The following is a 16,870-nucleotide window of genomic DNA, read 5'->3' as shown; positions in this document are numbered from 1 at the left end:
CCGCAGACTCTATGTAGATAGATCAACTCATTGAGTTTTCTAAAACTAAACAAACCTACAAAGCGCCTACAACGAGAAACGAAAAGAGCTCCTCATAGGGGAGCTCTTTTATTGAACAGTTAGAAAACAAACAGCTTTGATTATTCAGTAGCCTAACGACCTGAGTAATACATACAGATTCGAACACCGTCGAACTCACGAATCTCAAATGGGATCTCGTAGATAGACTCCATCACTGATTTTTCAACCACTTCCGAAACCTTACCCGACTTAACCACTTTGCCTTTCTTCATCGCAACAATGTTATCTGAGTAACAAGAAGCGAAGTTGATGTCATGAATCACGATAACGACCGCTTTATTGAACTCATGCGCTAAACGACGCAACGTCTGCATAATTTCGACCGAGTGTTTAATATCAAGATTGTTCAGTGGCTCATCTAAGAACACATAATCCGTATCTTGCGCCACAACCATCGCGATAAACGCCATTTGACGCTGACCGCCACTCAACTCATCAAGGTATTTGTTTTGGATGTCAGTAATGCCAAGGTGTTCTAGTGCTGTATCGACGATCTTATGATCTTCGTCTTTCAAGCGACCTTGAGAGTGTGGGAAACGACCAAAACAGACCAATTCACGAATCGTAAATCGCATGTTGATGTTATTTGATTGTCTTAACACGGCAAGGTGCTTCGCTAGCTCTTTGGTATCCCACTCAGCCAGTAACTTATCGCCAATGACCACTTCACCCGCGTCGCTGTCTGTTAAGCGGCTCGCCATTGAAAGCAGTGTACTTTTACCCGCACCATTTGGGCCAATGATAGAAGTCACTTCGCCTTTCGGGAACATAGCACTGGCATCATCAACCACGAGTGACTTGCCATACTTCTTACTTAAACCTGTTAATTTAATCACTACTTACTACCTTTACTGAATTCTGGTGCGTAACAACAAGAACATAAAATACAAACCGCCGACCAAGTTAATAATCACACTCACAGTGGTTTCAAACGCCATCACTTTTTCGATAAACCATTGGCCAGAAACCAATAGCACGATTGCTAGTAAGCTGCTTGCGATGATAAGCACACGATGCTGATAAGATCGGAATATCTGGCGAGCTAAGCTTACGGTGATCAAGCCAAAGAACAGCACAGGGCCAACCAGAGCCGTAGACACCGCGACCATCACTGACACAATCACCAAGGTAATCTGAGTCAATCGCTTGGTGTTCACACCCAGGCTTGTCGCGTTATCAACACCAAGCCAAAGTACATCAAGCTTAGGCGCTAACAACCAAAGGCCAAGCAAGCTCAAACCCAAAGGAATAAGGCTGAGGTAAACCAACTCGCCTTTCACGTTATTGAAACTTGCGAACATCACATTCTGCAGCACCGCGAACTCGTTCGGGTCAATCAACATCGCCAAGAAGTTAGACAAACTCGAGAATACGCTGCCACATACGATGCCTATCAACAGCAGTGTGAATACGTTGTTTCGCTTGCTCTTAAAGTAGAAATGGAACAGAGCAAACGAGAACAAGATCATCACAGTCACAGACATCGAAAAGTTTGCGATCGAGTCAATCACCCAGAAGCTAGCACTGCCAAACACAAACAGAAGTACCGTTTGTACCAGCATATACAAGCTGTCAAAGCCCAAGATGGATGGGGTTAGAATTCGGTTATTAGTAATGGTTTGGAAAACCAATGACGACGCCGAGATCGCTACCGCCGCCAACACAATCGACAGCAATTTTGGTAGGCGCAGAGACAAGAAGAACTCGTAGTTATCCCACGTCAGCCCCTGCCCGATGAATAGCGCTGTCATACCCAAAGACGCGATAGCCAGAATCGCAATTTTTACTGAATCACGCATTCGACTTGTCTCTCATGATTAGGTAAATAAAAATCATGCCACCAAAGATGCTGATTACCATCGAGATTGGAATCTCATAAGGGAAGATGACGATTCGAGCTAGCAGGTCACAAGCCAACACCAAGATCACCCCCCAGTAGGCAGTCCAAGGCAGAATCTTCTTCATGTTATCGCCCATCATCAGCGACACGATATTCGGCACGATAAGGCCAAGGAATGGGATAACACCAACGATCATCACCACAGAGGAGGCACTGATAGCCACTAACGCAACACCAATGAAGACGATCTTCTGATAATTCAAACCGATGTTTTTCGCGAAGCTCTCACCGATGCTCGCCGCACTGAACTGTCTCGCGAAATAGTAAGCCAATACACAAGCAGGCACCGCGAGATAAAGGATTTCATAGCTGCCCTGCAACACGCTCGCAAAGTTCGCCATAGTCCATGCCGACATGGTTTGTACTAAGTCGTACTTATAAGCAATAAAGGTTGTTAGAGACGAAACAACGTTGCCATACATAATGCCAATCAAAGGCACCAATACCGCGTTCTTAAACTTGAGGTGTTGTAGGAAGCGAACCAATAGCATGGTGCCAAACACTGCAAACGCGAAGATAAAGCCTAAGTAGCTCCATTGCGCAGCATTGCCTAGCACTAGAATGCCGACAATGTAACCCAACATCGCACAGTCAATGGTGCCCATCGTCGAAGGCGCGGCAAACTTGTTCTGTACGATTTGCTGCATGATCAAGCCAGAAACACTCAATCCTGCTCCGGCAAGCACGATCGCGAGTAGTCGAGGAATCCGACTAACAATATAAATAGAATTGGCGTGTTGGTTGCCATTGAAGAAGTCACTAAAACTGATTTCAGCGACTCCAATCATCAATGACGCAACGCATAACACAACAAGAAATACAGCAGCTGCAATGGGTTTCAACATAGGAATAATACTAAAGATAGGTCTCGGGTAGCCCGTATAAAAAAGTGAAAAAGGGCTTATAAGAACACTCTTATAAGCCCGAAAATCTGATGGTTAGTAACTATTGAATCGTACGTTCAATGTCACTAAGCATTCTATGAATCGCTGTCACACCGCCACCAGCCAAATACCAAGCACTTGAATCAAGGTAAACGATATTGCCGTGCTGCGCTGCAGGTGTTGCCGCAACCAGTGGGTTATCAAACAGTTGTTGTGCGCGTCCTTCTGATTTACCAATCGCTTTTTCGCGGTCAAGCACGTAAAGCACTTCAGGTTTTGCATCAGCTATGTATTCAAAAGAGATTAGGTTGCCGTGTGTTCCTTTGATCGGAGCCACGGTTGCACTCTTTGATTCCACGAAACCAAAGTCATCAAAGATGATTGAGAAACGGCTGCCTTTGTTGAACATCGCAATGTTGTTACCGTTGTTCATTAGCATCATTGCTGAAGTTTCGTCAGACGCTACTTTGTCGTTTACCGCTGTGATAGAAGCTTGAGTCTCTTTAATGATCGCTTCGACTTCAGCTTGCTTACCAAAGATGTCGCCTAGCACACGCCAGTTTTGCTGAGCATCAGCCCAGTACTTGTCGCCTTCAATAGAAAACATGACAGTAGGAGCAATTTGTGCCAGTTTGTCGTAAACCTTAAGCATGCGGTTTTCCGCGATGATGATGTCAGGCTTCAACATGTAGATAGCTTCAAAATCAGGTTCGCTTAAAGAGCCTGTATTTACCGTCGTATCTTTGTACGAAGCTAGGTAATCAGGCAGCAAGCTATGAGGCGCGCCAACTGGCTGTACACCAATTTTATCGAGCACGTCTAAGCTACCGTGGCCTAGAACCACCACTCGCTGTGGTACTTCAGTAAACTGCGCTGTGCCTTTCACATGCTCAATGGTGACGGTTTCCGCATGCGCGGTCATCATGAATGATGATGCTAGAACGATGGCAAGCCCGCTCAATAACTGGCGAACTGAATTGATTGTTTTCTTCATGTTTCTTCCTTTGCCATTGATACAAACCACCACTCATGACAATGAAAGTCACATTACTCATAGACGAGCATGGGGCGTACACAACTGCTAAATAACGATAATTTAAAGTCTGTCATTGGATTGACAACAAACTTGTAACGCAAGTGAGAACTATTATCAATTATATTTGCACTAAATTGGCGATACAACGACTTTATTATTCAGAAACGTAAAAGTGAGTATTCATATTTTGCGTAGTCAGGAGAGGTATTAGGAATCAGAAATATCAAAAAGACGCGAAGAGGAAAATACTCATCAACCTGAAGAAAAAAACAGATGGGGAAAGCACCCAAAAACCCTGTAATTACAACGCTGAACCCCAAAATCATGGATTGTAATTTACAATGTAAAGATCATATACAACAGAGACTTAATCATCACCAAATTAGCTGATCAATTAAACCCACTAATGACAACGAATACGAACAGCTGAAAAGCCAAGACTCAGTCAGATATCATGGTCAAATCCCTGACCTTCGCTCATTTAACCTTCAGTAACCGATGGTAAATCACCCAAAAATATTTTTGAATTTAATTCAAAATAGGGTTGTAATTTTGAAAACTAGGCGTATAGTTCGCCACCTGGCTCTAATCTATAGAGCTGTTAATGCTAAAGTAAGTCCAAGTTCCACATAGACAGTTCTCGATTCCCTCGTTACACCATCTCTGCGTCAGCTTTCACCCAGATAGTCATTCAATAGCTTTTAAATTCGATCCTACTACCGATCTATCGTCATTTGCTCTTTTGTCAGCGAAGTCAGAATAGATCGAGCACTTAAATACAAATGTAATAAACACAAGGCACAGTTATGTCACGCAGAACAACACGACAAACCCATTGGTACCAACTATCACGCGAAAAAACAGTCAATAAACTAAAAGGTAATAAATGCTCAAGATTAAAATAGATTTACACAAAGAAGAGATTTCATGGGTCACCGAGATTCGACAGCTCAATAGCGATATACTCCACCGCCACATATTGCCCAAGCTACAACATCACAGCTATCTCATCGCCTTTGAATTTAATGAACGAGAAAGCATCGGAACTATCGTTTCAGGCAACGGAAACACCCTAGGACATTTCACACTCCTATAGCATTTCCCAAAGGCTACAAAAGAAACACCATCTAGTCCCAAAGATGTAAAAGATGTCACCCTCAATTCGCTCTAGCAGAACAAAATAGAGTATAAGTAAAACAGATCTGAAACCTAGCCCTTTTTGCATTTCACACGCGGCTAACGCTAGCTAGGTTATCGTACTTCTATTGAAACCAACTTATATCAAACTCTAAATCACCATTGAGTCATTATCAGTGCATTCATGGACTAATAAGTTAACGGCATCGACCTTAACTTCTGATCAAGAGTATATAAGTGTTCTGCAGCTTGCATGTGTTGAGGGTAATCACTGAACTTCTCACGATTCTCCTCATTCATCTTACATGTCTCATCCACCAGCATTAACTTCCAATACAGCTTCGTTGTATGCAACATCGCCAGTAACGGTTTGAACACCTCTTTCTCATAAGCTTGAATCAACTCTTCAATCAACTCGTCACGTTCGTCTTCGCTTGCGATTGAACCCTCGGTTGCCGACAACACTTTTTGATACTTCAGGTTTTGTTGCAGCTTATCCATGACCGTTTGGTTTTCTTCCGCTAAGTCAACAAGCTTCGACTTAATGATGTTTACCCAATTCGCTTGGCTCAGTACTGTGTCATCAACGCTGGTAAAGTCTTCTCGTATTTGTCGTTCAACATCTTTTTGAGCTTTCTTTAAAACCGCACGCACCTTTTGGAAAGGCAGCTGATACTCCTTACTTAGCTCGATAATCAGTTTATGAAAACCACCATTTGGAAGGTGTAAGTTTTCTTTAAACGTCGCCATTGCAGCTTCTTGCTGTTCGGTAAGGTGAGTCATTCTGTTTCCTATTCTTTATCACTTATGGTGCTGAGCCCGCGATCATACCATTATTACCCTCGTTTTTTCGGTAACTTGATCAGTTACACCTCGCTATGCCGTTAAATTCTCTCAGCCCTTTCTCTTTTGGCTAGTTATTAACCCACTTGGCATAAAATGGTAAATCTCTATCGGCGAAAGTTCGTACATTACGCGCTCAGGGGATATCGCCAGACAGGAGTCGTTACTTACATATGAAAGACAACCGCGAGAAATGAGAAAACAGATGACCTATTCAGAATACAAAGAATCCGATTTGCATAAGTTCGTGAGCATTGGTTCAGAAGCAATGGTATCCATTGCCAAGTTTGCCTTTAAAGCCACTACCCTTTTATTTCGATTTTTCCGCTGGCTTGTCGTATCGGCTTATACCTACGTGATGAAGTAATTCTATATGGGAGTCGTTGTTTTCATTACGACTTATCTAAATACCCCAAAGCGCGCCCTATTAGGTCGCGCTTTTTTTGTGCCCAGTTTTATACCTAGCTTGATGCCAAAAGTCCGAGTGCATTTTATATCGTCAGTGGCGCTAAATGGTAAAACTGACCATCGAATAAAAACCATACTACACCTGTTCCAACGAAACAGACTTCTAACTTATACAGGTACTAAAATGAAAAAGATTGCACTTAAAATTGTAGGACTAACGGTTTTGGCTTCTGCGCTAACTGGTTGTATCGGCAGCAACGCCGTAACAGGGAAAGTGATGAAATTTAACGTTGAAGTTGTCGATAACCGCTATGCCCGTGCAGGTGTAAACTTCTTATTAGCGCCTGTATACGGTATTACTACCGCAGCAGACTATGTGGTATTCAACTCACTTGAATTCTGGACAGGTAAAAACCCTATCAGCGGTTCACCACACGTATTTGATACAAAAACAGACACGCACTTCAAAGTGAACGATGAGCTGGACCCAAGCCTGAAAGAAGCCCCTGTCGGCCCAATTTCTAACAATCGCACCATTGAAACGGGTGAGATGATTAAGATCGACGAAAACACGATTCAAATGGACATCGTCTATACATCTGGTGAAACAGCGACTCTAACGGGCATCAAAGACGGTCAAAACGTTACCTATTACATGGATGGTCAGCTTGTATCGCAAACAACTATCGCTGAATTAGAGAAGATTCAAGGCACTGAAGCTTAAGGTTCATCGCCCACACAGAGTTCAAACTTAAAGAGACTTTTGAGCTCATAAAATAGAACAAGCCCGGCGATTGCCGGGCTTGTTTGTATGTGCTCTATTATTTGTAAATGCTCTATTGGGACTGAGACTGTGCAAGTCGAATGCTCACCAAACTCGCCACCATGATAGCTAAGTAAAAGCTGCCGATAATGGATTCCATAAACACAAAGAATTGAGCAATAGGCAGAGCTGGTGATATGTCGCCGTAACCAACCGTAGTCAAGGTGATAAAGCTAAAGTACATCGCATTAAACAAGTTCGTCAGCCAGACTTGCTCTTCTAACCCGTTAAAGGCATTAGGAAAGATCTCTAAAATTAACAAGTAGATGGTCGACCAAGCAAACCCTAGCAACAAGTAAATACAGATGGAGCCGATGATGTGATTGGGTGTCACCGTTTTGGCTTTCATCACCTGCTTCAACGCCGAGTAAATGTGTGAAAACAAGAACACAGCCAACGCCGATAGCGTCACTATCGACAGGTTATAGCCTTCCAAAAATGAAAACACGCCAGACACGAGCGCCGTAATCAATAAAAGCCCATACCAAGAGCGATACAAGGCTCGCTCTTTATGAATACCGGCAATTGAACTCGCCAACGTAATAATGATAAGAAATAGGATTGTTTTCTGGCCTTGCGGATAAAACTGCTGCATCACCGCGCAACCAAGAAACAACACCAACAGTGCATAGAATAAGAAATAGAAGTTGTCGTCTTTAGAGACTGGCTTCATCTATTTTCCCTCGACCTCTGCAGGTTTTTTCTCAGTTTCTTGTTGGTTTTTCTCTTCAAGTCCAAGCCACGCCATCATCAGCTCATAGCTTAAACTCAGTATCACAGCACCGACAAACAGACCGACGATGCCTGACATCGCCATTCCGCCCAGTGCACCCAATAGAATTACCAACATTGGAATGTGAGAGCCACGGCTCAGCAATACTGGCTTTAAGATAGCGTCACTGCCGCTCACCAAAATACACCACACTAAGAACAAGCTCGCCGCCAGTGTCGATTCAACGCTGAACATGTAGATGATCGCCGGTAATAGAGCGAGAATCGGTGGAAGTTGGATTATCGCAATGAGCAGCACAGCTAGCGCCCAAAACGCAGCTGCTGGAACGCCTGCAATCACCAAACCGATTGCCGACATCATGGATTGAATCACAGCCACACCAATCACACCTTGCACAACGCTTCGCACGGTCGATTTAGAGAGCTCTACCAACTCTTCACCTTTACCGCCCGTTAAACGCGCCACTAAGTGAGTCACGCCGGTTTTGCATTTATCGGCATTACTCATGAATGCACCCGCAATGATGGTAGAGATGATGAACTGAATAAAGCCGCCACCTAACGAGCCAAGAACAGAAGCCGCTTTCGTCGCAAACTGTTTAAGTTCATCCGCATACTTTATGAAAGTGCCTTCAATATTGTTGGAGGCGGCAACCAAGGTTGAATAAACCTTCTCACCTATGAATGGAATATCTTGTAAGGACTCTTTCGGTTTAGGCAATGACAATGTGCCATCTTGAAGCCCTGTCATCAGGTCAGTCGCGCTGGTGTAGATACCAGAAGAAAGCGCCGCCAAAGGAATAAATAGAAGAATCACACCAATAAAGCTCAGCAATGCACTGGCTTTACCTTTCGACATCCCGGTTTTATTTGAAATTGCGACCGCCACTGGATACAACGTAGTCGCAATGATCGCACCCCATATCACCAGAAGAATGAATGGGCGCAAAATCGAAAAACACCAATACACGAGCATGGCAATCGCTGCGATCTTGATGGCAGCGTCTATCGCCTGTTTTGAAAAATCATCGGTTAACTTCATGAGACGTCCTTGTTAGACAAAATTAAGACTGATTTTGTAGAAACTTCCAATTCCGTGTTTCTAGGAATAGAGAAGCCAAAATCATATATATGCCAATTAACACTAATTGGAATATGCGTATAAGAGTGTTGCTATCGATGTCACCGGAGCTCATCAACGTGCTACCAACCAGTACGAGCAACGTACTAAATGCAGTGGCGAAAATAGGTGCTTTTTCGGGAACCGTGTAGATCTTGGTAGCCATAAGAATGGCAATAAGTCCTATAAACAAAGAATAGAAGACAATGTTGGGTACTATAGAAAGAATTGAAAAAGCAGCAATCGCCAGCAATCCCCCGATACCGTTACTTATCACCAGAAAAGCGCTCAACTTTATCGACTTCTCTGACGTAATCATCAACGATAACAACGCAATGAACATCATTGTCAGTAAAGCTTCAGATATTTGAAAAATAAAGAAAAAACACACCACAGGATAGGAGATAATCATCGCCTTAAAGGCCGCATACCAACGCTGTTTCTTTTCGAGTGGCGCAGCAGCGAAGCCTGAGAACGCCGATTTTGGCTCAGGGAAAAACACATGCACTAACGCAAAAAGCATGACTGAAACCACACCAGAGGTCGCTAAGCCAGAGGCCAGCATGACTGAAACGCCGGGGTTATCAATCGCCATGAATGGCAACATCAAAACCGCAATCAACAGTATGGTGGCAAACAGGTTCCATTTTGGGTCGACAAACAAGTAGTAACCCCACAGCATCATTAACCCCACTAAAATCAGCAATGGGATTGGATAATGGGTAATTCCTCGCGACAGTAATAAACCTAACCCCATTGTCACCACAACGGCCAAGAGCAATTCGTAGACCGTTTCTTTATGGAGATTTGGTTTATCAATTAAGAACTTAGCTGTGAACACTGGCGCCACAAACGCAAGCGGCCAGTTTATCCACGCCGCCAAGAAAACAGCCAACGTGACCCCGACCGTAAATCGCAGGATCCGTTGCTGTGTTTGTTGGTCAGGAATCGGCTTATCGGACATAAGACAATACGCTAATCAAACGAATCCATACTTTGCCTATCGCGTTGAATACAAAGTTATCGCCGCTATAAACAATCACATCCGCTTGACCACCCACTCGGAGCATGCCTGTCACTTCTTCATTATCAAATTCAATGGTTATGGGAAGCATCTGTGTTTGGCGCAACCAACCCGTTTGTTGGCTAGCTTGAGCAAGCTTACCTGCTTGGTCATTTTGCCCCCAATCAACACCCCAATCGATACTACTTACGCGCCCTTTTACCACTTTGCCCGGTGCGAAATCTAACGCCACTTCAACTTCATCACCGACCGTTACATTACCTAGGCTGTTCTCTCGATAATAAGCTTCAATCCAAATATCTTCGGTTGAAACAAAGGTCATGATTGCTTGCCCTGCTGATGCATAGAAACCTTCAGACAGGCTAAAGTTAGAGACACCACCTTGTGTCGGTGCAGTAATCACGGTGCGTTCTAGATTCAATTGAGCTTGTTCAAGTGCCAGCAACGCCGCTTTCACTTGGCTATTTTCTTCGCCTTCTTTACCCATTTGTTTCTTAGCACGGTCAAGGTCAGCTTCTGCATTCACAACCGCCGCACTAGAGGTCGCTAATGCTGCTCGCGCTTTATCTGCATCTGATTTAGAAACGACACCTTTATCGGCCATCTCTAAAACACGCTTAGCTTGCAGTTTGGTATTTTGTCTTTCAACAATGGCTGAGGTGAGTTTCGCTTGTGCTGAAGCAATGCTCGCGGTTTGAGCGCCGACATTTTGGCCTGCAATCTCTAAATTTTGCTCGGCTTGTTGTACGGCTATTTGGTAATCAGACTCATCTAAAATGGCTAGCTTATCGCCTTGATTAACCAGTTGGTTAGGTTGAACAAGAATATCGAGCACTTTACCCGACACCTCAGGTTTGATTGGAACGATATAACCTTTGACACGAGCATTATCAGTAATAGGGATGATGCGGTCTGAAATGATACTGAAGATCAACATGAACGCTACGAACAACAATAAGTAGTTGGTGACCTTTCTTACTTTGTCTTTTCCATTTTCTTGCTGGCCAACTTCTTCCTTGGCTTCTTGCGCATTCCCGTTGACTTCTGACATGGGACTCCCTTCTAGATAACTAACATCAACAAAATTAATACTTTAAAAATAAGCCCGGTGATGGAAAACTCAAGTAAATAGGGTTAGATTTAGTAAACAAAACGTTGCAAATGATATGCACGTCTAATAGTGCGACAATATATACAGGATTGTATTCCAATGAGCTCTAGTCACTACCAAGTCCCGGTAATTCAAACGAACTACGCCAAAATTCTGGTTCAGGTTTTTTCTGACTATGGTCTCGACCTCCACCTTTTGCTCAAAGATTCTGGTTTACCGCCCGATCTCATTGAATCAGAAAGCGACTTTGTGCCATCAGAATCGATTAAACGTTTGATTTATCTGACATCCGCCCAACTTGGCGTATCTCGGTTCACCGATATTCTTGGACTCGCATTTCGACGTCGAATCATCCCAAATGTCTTGCATCAATTTACCGAATTCGAAACCATTGGCGATGCACTAAAACAGATCAATTCAATCTTTGCCTATGATTCACCAGGCAGCAAAGTCGAGTTTATCCAAGAACACGGTCAGAACTGGTTTTGCCGGACAGCCCCGGAAGACAACTCCCCTATGTTTCAATGGGGCGAAGCTTTCGCTGTTATTTATATCATCGAGTTAATAACCATTTTATCGCAATCACCATGGTTACCGACTAAAGTTCGCTTGCAAGGGCATGACATCGATGTCGTCAAAACACTGGTATCAAGTAACTGCCAACTGTTTGTTGATCATTCGTCGACTGCTGTGCAGATTCCTGATGAGATCTTACAACTCCCAATCCGTCTTACGTCTAAAGACCTCAGTACAAAACCGACACTTATTGAGTGGCATACCAGCTTTACCGATAGTATTTATGAGCTTCTAAAACCGTACATGAAAGAACAAGACCTCTCTCTTGAAGAGGCGGCAGAGCTGCTCAACTTTTCAGTGCGAACGTTCCAACGCAAACTCAAGAATGAAAACACCACTTATCGAAAGATCAAAGAGAACCTGATGTTTTCTGTAGCTTGCGAGCTGATGGAAGAAGGCCACACGCTGACCTACATTTCTAGCCAACTCGGTTACACCAACATCTCTCATTTTTCTCGTGCATTTAAGCGTGTGTCTGGCCTTACGCCGAAGATTTACCAACGCTCAATCTCGGCTTAGGCTTCGCTCGATTGATTAACCAAGCACGGCCTACATCTAACCAAGGGCAATTGGAGTAGCACAGCCTGGGCTAGAGCTACACACTCTATTTCGCCCGTTACCTTTAGCGCGGTAAAGTGCCTTATCTGCACTGCGATAGGTCGCTTCGGCTTGCGCCTGTATTTCAGACACACCACTGCTCACGGTCAGGTTCAATGTTGTCCCTTTGGTAATCACTTCTTTCAGTCGATACATCGCCTCAAACGCTTCTGCCAAATTGGTTTCAGGCATCAAGATAGCGAACTCTTCTCCGCCTACTCGCGCGACGATATCAGTGTCTCGGCTGTTGTTTCTCAACAGTTCAGCGACCTCTTTCAGCGCTGAATCACCTTGGTCATGACCGTGATTATCATTGATAGCCTTGAAGTGATCTAAATCGATCAACGCCAAGCAGGAATGTGTGTAACCATAACGCTCTGCCAGGTTAGAATAATGTTTTAAGTCGTTATCAAAGCGGCGTCGATTCCAGCACCCTGTCAGTGAATCCGTTTCCACCAGCATTCTTAATCGACGCTCCAATATCTTGCGTCGGCTAATATCCGTAAAGGTCACCACGTACTTGTTATTGTGCGGCAGAATTTCAGTTAGCTTTTCCACCACAACGTTTACGGTAAACTGCTCACCAAGTCGACTGACGCCACTCAACTCACCTTTCCATCTCTGGTTTTCCTTGAGTGAGCGAGTAATGGTCGTGATTAGGCTGCTGTTATTCATAAAACAGAGATCAGAAATCGGACGAGATTCGACTTGGTCAAAGGCATAACCTGAAACCCGAGAGAATTGTTGATTCACTTGTATGACCCTCAATTGACTATCGAGGATCATAAAACCAGCAACGCCATCAATGATCGCTTCAGACAAGCTATTCTTGCTTTGAGCCATTTCATGTCGATATAGGCGTGCGGTAATGAGGGTGCTGAGCAAAAACAACGCGCACACAGAAAAAGCCATGACTGCCGAAGAAGCCATACTCAATAACCACAAGCTAACTGCCATATTAAGGGCAAGTGTAGACACCACGTATAGCGGCATTTTTCGGTCAAAACTTAACTTATTCATAGTCTGCTCTAGTGATGGGCGAATGACTATGATGGCTAAGTTTCCACTAAGATATTTACCATTTTGCGACACATACAAATTCAAATTACATATCGAACATTAAGCGCATAGGCTTATGCTAACTATTGAGCAGAAGAAACGAGTTGTTTAATAGAAAGAGCTAGTTATTAATCAGGAACAACTAATTATTGAGTAAGAACAACAAGCTACCGCTACTGAGTGAGCTGCCGTAATTGAAGTTAATTCCAATCCCGAAGTTGTCAAAAAAGTAAGAATCGTAAGGCACATCAAATACTAATCCGGCCCCGAATTCATAGTAATAGTGCGTATCTAAAGGAGCAGTCAAATCACCCGCGACATCGATTCTTGTTAAGTTATAGTGGATTTGAGGGTTATTAAGCGACCAAGCATCGAGCGCTACATTTTGCCTAAACTCTAGTTCATTAATGAATCGCATCCCTTCTGGGTTACCGATATCGCCATCGTTCGCTTCGCCCCAGCCTGTTCCATAAAAGTAACGAACTCTTGAAGACACATTCCAACTGCCCCACTCCTTTGGTTGCAAGTATTGAAGTTTGACTGAAGGTTCTGCAACAAGTGCCCATGCTGATGTATTCAACGCGTAGCCGTCTAGCTGAGATTGAAATGCTTGAGAGTAGCTGTTGTTGTATTCGTATTTATTGCGGTAATAGAGCAAGTGAGTGCCTAAGCCATAGGCGATAGACCAATGTTGGTTTAAATGGTTTTGCCCTTCGAAAAAGCCATACAGGCCCAATACCGAGTCTTCATTTGGGTTAACACGACGGTCAGGAGTCACATCTGATGAGATCTCAATATCCTGTTCAGAAAGCGCATAAGACCCTCGCACAGACCAAATAAGGTCAAAGTCAGGGTCATCCGTTTTAATCACGGAAGAGTAAGGGATGGAGCCCACACTCACTTGGCTTCGAGTATCGATGGTTTTATCTGAGCCAAAACCACTGTCGTTTAAATTGATAAACGAATTAGGATCAAAATCCACAAAGCCAATTGAAATGGCATCGCTGTCAGTCAGCGCAATTGACACAGAAAATATCTTCTCTAAGCGGTTCTGAATCAATTCATTGGATGCATAGGCCGAGGAAGAACTGAGGCCCATTAAGAGCAGAATAATAGAACGGGGATAGTGCGATAGGGGTGAAAGCATTAAGTTGACTCCATTCAAACTTATGCTTCAAGTGTAATTGGTAACTTAACTAATTCAATCAGAGAGTTAACGGTGTGGTTGATACTGCTCTCAGTTCCAACTGCAAGAGCGTTGCTAAATCGATGGCCCCCCAAAGTTCTTCTACGTCTTGGATTCTAAAATGAATAATCATATGCGCCTCTGTCTAAATTGGAGTCTTATCTTGGATCATTCTGAAACCGGGAACTTACCATAATACGCCATACCCAGTGAATGACTGTTTACAACTCTGATAGGCGAAGTGATTGTTCATAAGAACTAATTAACGCTGGATGACACGCAGGAAAGCAAAAAGTGAGCCACCATGGGCTCACTTTTTAGGTCTAAACAAGATAATAAGTAGCGGAATTAGATAAAGACTCTCGCTCTAATACTAAACACCCAAGCGCTACTTTCATTTGAAAACGCAGGATCTTTTATATACTGGATGTCAGGCGTGACTTGGAAATGATCACCAAACTGCATGTTGTAGTAGATCTCTGCTGTCCACTGCTCTGTACTACCGCTTATAGCTTTCGCATCAGCTGCAAAAGAATCACCATTCACTTCCGCCCAGTTTAGCGCTACACCAAGGTTGTTGGTCGGTTTTCCTAATCCAAAGTACCCCATACCAACAGAAATAGACTTATCGTAAAGGGCAACATCCCCTTCAGAGAAACCACCTCGCACAAACGGCATCACTTGATCAGTCATGAACTGGCTCCATGAGAAGTTAACGCCCGAGCCACCTTCCGCAGCAAGGCTATTACTATGACGAGTATCGTCACCAAAGTCCCAGAAAGTCACATGGAAGTTATCGGTGTAGATCTGCTCTTGCGAAGCCGTCCAGCCTAACTCCAGTGTGGTGAAGTAAGAGGCATCGCTGCCAAAAGCGGTATCAAAGCCATCAAAAATGTCATCTGATTTACCCTTTGCGTCCGCGATACCACCGACCACATAAAAATTCTCACCCAACATATGACCAGCAGAAAGCGCAAGTACACCATCATCAGGTAAGCCCATCGCACCAGAGCCTGTCGAGAATGCCAAATTAGTAAAGCCAGACCATGGGCTTGCTAGAGCGTAAACATCCGCATAGTTAGTTACATCCTGCCAACCGACAACAATAGTGCCTTTGCCATCGTTAATTTTTTGCTTCCAATTTAAGTCCGTAACACGAAACCCTTGGTCACTGTATGCAGGGCCAATTGAACCGACATAGCCAAGTGGGCCGAATGAATAGTCTTTTGGCGCAGTATCACCATAGGCATGTCTATGTTCCACCTTCCAAACTAAGCTACCTGAGTTCTGTGTGTCCTTTCCGTATAGATGCCATGAACCGTATAATCGAGCCACACCCGACGATGCATCAACGCTATCGCCGCCAACCCCATCTCCTGAGGTCAGCCCCAAAGCAAAGTAATCTGCACCAAATGTAAAACCATCCTCAGCTAATGACTCCCTCCAAGATTTCTTTTGTGCTTTCTGCTCTGCAATTGTATTTTCAACAGAATCTGGGCCTTCAAAGTTAGCGCCGTAAACAACGCCGCTCATTGGGCTAGCCGCCATCACAATTGCGATACTTACTTTAGAAAATCTTGAGTTCATCATGTCACCAGTGCTTTTTAAGTTAGTTTTATTTTAGTTATTACTCACATTGAAAATTGTCATTTGATGACAACCATTAATTTTCTTTTTCATAATAGTCTTCGATCATCGAAGCTTTCATTTCATAACCCATGGTGAGGTTACTTTTACCATCGACTAGGAAGACCTCTTCAGTCACTTTGTTGGAGCTAAAGTCACCTTCTACCCACACTGGATACTGAACGTTCTGTACCTGAAAGCCTTCAGGAAAAGACACGCGCACAATCTGGTTTGCAGGAGGCGGTGGCATGTGGATGCACGCACCCGCCACTGGCACTAACAGAAACTCTGTTGCTGTCATTCCCTCTGAGAATTCCAGTGGAACGATGAAACCGGGAACTCGTACTTTCTTGCCATCAAACTCTGTCGTAATAGCTTCGGCGTTTGCTTTCATGGTTTGCATGTATTCATCACGCAGTGCGATCATTTCGTCTGCGTCCACGCCTTGCTCTTTTAGCGTTTGTTTAAATAATAAAGCCTGTTGTTGAGCTTGCTCTTCCTCTGATGCACTCATTGCTATCACACCTTGTAATAGACGCATTTGTTGATCGGTGAGATCCGGCATTTCTACTTTCATTTCGTGAGACTCTGAGTTCAGATCTTGCCACTCAAGATTCATCGCTGTTTCAGCAAAAGTAGGTAAAGCAACGGCCGTAAGTGATGCCACCGACAGGATAAGAGAAAGCATTTTTTGCATATAGAACACCTTGAAGAGGGATGACCTACC

The 16,870-nt window shown here is 43.8% G+C and carries 17 protein-coding genes; 4 read left to right on the top strand and 13 right to left on the bottom strand.

Features of this window, described 5'->3' with window-relative positions; translation table 11 throughout:
• Positions 1–152: 152 nt before the first annotated feature.
• From AB4371_RS12060 to AB4371_RS12045, 4 genes are all read right to left on the bottom strand, one after another.
• Complete coding sequence (locus AB4371_RS12060) at positions 153–917, bottom strand: ABC transporter ATP-binding protein (RefSeq protein ID WP_017061894.1); 765 nt, start codon at positions 915–917, stop codon at positions 153–155.
• A 12-nt stretch (positions 918–929) separates the two neighbouring features.
• Positions 930–1,880, bottom strand: a complete 951-nt coding sequence (locus tag AB4371_RS12055; RefSeq protein ID WP_136978264.1) for an iron chelate uptake ABC transporter family permease subunit — start codon at positions 1,878–1,880, stop codon at positions 930–932.
• Complete coding sequence (locus AB4371_RS12050; RefSeq protein ID WP_372112978.1) at positions 1,873–2,826, bottom strand: ABC transporter permease; 954 nt, start codon at positions 2,824–2,826, stop codon at positions 1,873–1,875. Before AB4371_RS12050 ends, AB4371_RS12055 begins: the two co-directional genes overlap by 8 nt.
• Before the next feature lie 100 nt (positions 2,827–2,926).
• The gene (locus AB4371_RS12045) at positions 2,927–3,859 is read right to left on the bottom strand and encodes a siderophore ABC transporter substrate-binding protein (RefSeq protein WP_372056878.1); all 933 of its coding nucleotides are present in this window, start codon (positions 3,857–3,859) and stop codon (positions 2,927–2,929) included.
• A gap of 928 nt (positions 3,860–4,787) precedes the next feature.
• Between AB4371_RS12045 and AB4371_RS12040 the strand changes: the two genes are divergently transcribed.
• Positions 4,788–4,997, top strand: coding sequence for a hypothetical protein (locus tag AB4371_RS12040; RefSeq protein WP_372149820.1), 210 nt, complete (start codon positions 4,788–4,790; stop codon positions 4,995–4,997).
• 230 nt (positions 4,998–5,227) lie between these two features.
• On the opposite strand, the gene AB4371_RS12035 is transcribed toward AB4371_RS12040, so the two are convergent.
• Positions 5,228–5,821, bottom strand: coding sequence for a hypothetical protein (locus tag AB4371_RS12035; protein WP_017061898.1), 594 nt, complete (start codon positions 5,819–5,821; stop codon positions 5,228–5,230).
• A gap of 265 nt (positions 5,822–6,086) precedes the next feature.
• On the opposite strand from AB4371_RS12035, the gene AB4371_RS12030 reads away from it, so the two are divergent.
• Both AB4371_RS12030 and AB4371_RS12025 read left to right on the top strand, forming a co-directional pair.
• Positions 6,087–6,248: a hypothetical protein gene (locus AB4371_RS12030; RefSeq protein ID WP_372149818.1), complete on the top strand. Its 162-nt coding sequence runs from the start codon at positions 6,087–6,089 to the stop codon at positions 6,246–6,248.
• A 225-nt stretch (positions 6,249–6,473) separates the two neighbouring features.
• Positions 6,474–7,013 carry a DUF3332 domain-containing protein gene (locus AB4371_RS12025; protein ID WP_017061899.1) on the top strand — a complete coding sequence of 180 codons (540 nt, stop codon included), beginning with the start codon at positions 6,474–6,476 and terminating at the stop codon, positions 7,011–7,013.
• Between the two features lie 112 nt (positions 7,014–7,125).
• Here the strand turns inward: AB4371_RS12025 and AB4371_RS12020 are convergent, their stop codons facing one another.
• The 4 genes from AB4371_RS12020 to AB4371_RS12005 are packed head-to-tail and all read right to left on the bottom strand — an operon-like array spanning position 7,126 to position 11,039.
• A complete protein-coding gene (locus tag AB4371_RS12020) occupies positions 7,126–7,785 on the bottom strand; it encodes a potassium channel family protein (RefSeq protein ID WP_017061900.1) in 660 nt (219 codons plus the stop codon).
• Positions 7,786–8,886: an AI-2E family transporter gene (locus tag AB4371_RS12015; RefSeq protein WP_372149817.1), complete on the bottom strand. Its 1,101-nt coding sequence runs from the start codon at positions 8,884–8,886 to the stop codon at positions 7,786–7,788.
• A gap of 22 nt (positions 8,887–8,908) precedes the next feature.
• On the bottom strand, positions 8,909–9,928 hold the full coding sequence (locus AB4371_RS12010) for a DUF2955 domain-containing protein (protein ID WP_136989413.1): 1,020 nt from the start codon (positions 9,926–9,928) through the stop codon (positions 8,909–8,911).
• Positions 9,918–11,039: an HlyD family secretion protein gene (locus tag AB4371_RS12005; RefSeq protein WP_017072266.1), complete on the bottom strand. Its 1,122-nt coding sequence runs from the start codon at positions 11,037–11,039 to the stop codon at positions 9,918–9,920. Before AB4371_RS12005 ends, AB4371_RS12010 begins: the two co-directional genes overlap by 11 nt.
• Before the next feature lie 159 nt (positions 11,040–11,198).
• Here AB4371_RS12005 and AB4371_RS12000 point away from each other — a divergent pair, with 159 nt between their 5' ends.
• Positions 11,199–12,194, top strand: a complete 996-nt coding sequence (locus tag AB4371_RS12000) for an AraC family transcriptional regulator (protein WP_017072267.1) — start codon at positions 11,199–11,201, stop codon at positions 12,192–12,194.
• 36 nt (positions 12,195–12,230) lie between these two features.
• Here AB4371_RS12000 and AB4371_RS11995 read toward each other — a convergent pair whose 3' ends face one another.
• From AB4371_RS11995 to AB4371_RS11980, 4 genes are all read right to left on the bottom strand, one after another.
• On the bottom strand, positions 12,231–13,292 hold the full coding sequence (locus AB4371_RS11995) for a sensor domain-containing diguanylate cyclase (RefSeq protein WP_017072268.1): 1,062 nt from the start codon (positions 13,290–13,292) through the stop codon (positions 12,231–12,233).
• A 181-nt stretch (positions 13,293–13,473) separates the two neighbouring features.
• Entirely contained in the window at positions 13,474–14,478 is a 1,005-nt protein-coding gene (locus tag AB4371_RS11990) for a Solitary outer membrane autotransporter beta-barrel domain (RefSeq protein ID WP_372149813.1), read from the bottom strand.
• Between the two features lie 387 nt (positions 14,479–14,865).
• The gene (locus AB4371_RS11985) at positions 14,866–16,065 is read right to left on the bottom strand and encodes a carbohydrate porin (protein ID WP_372113179.1); all 1,200 of its coding nucleotides are present in this window, start codon (positions 16,063–16,065) and stop codon (positions 14,866–14,868) included.
• A 115-nt stretch (positions 16,066–16,180) separates the two neighbouring features.
• Positions 16,181–16,840, bottom strand: coding sequence for a DUF3299 domain-containing protein (locus tag AB4371_RS11980; protein WP_102393604.1), 660 nt, complete (start codon positions 16,838–16,840; stop codon positions 16,181–16,183).
• Positions 16,841–16,870: the final 30 nt, after the last annotated feature.

It is taken from the genome of Vibrio sp. 10N.261.51.A3 (genome assembly GCF_041471965.1).
Classification (GTDB): Bacteria; Pseudomonadota; Gammaproteobacteria; order Enterobacterales; family Vibrionaceae; genus Vibrio; species Vibrio crassostreae_C.
Note: the sequence above shows the minus strand (reverse complement) of the source record. Positions and strands in the feature narration are given on the sequence as shown.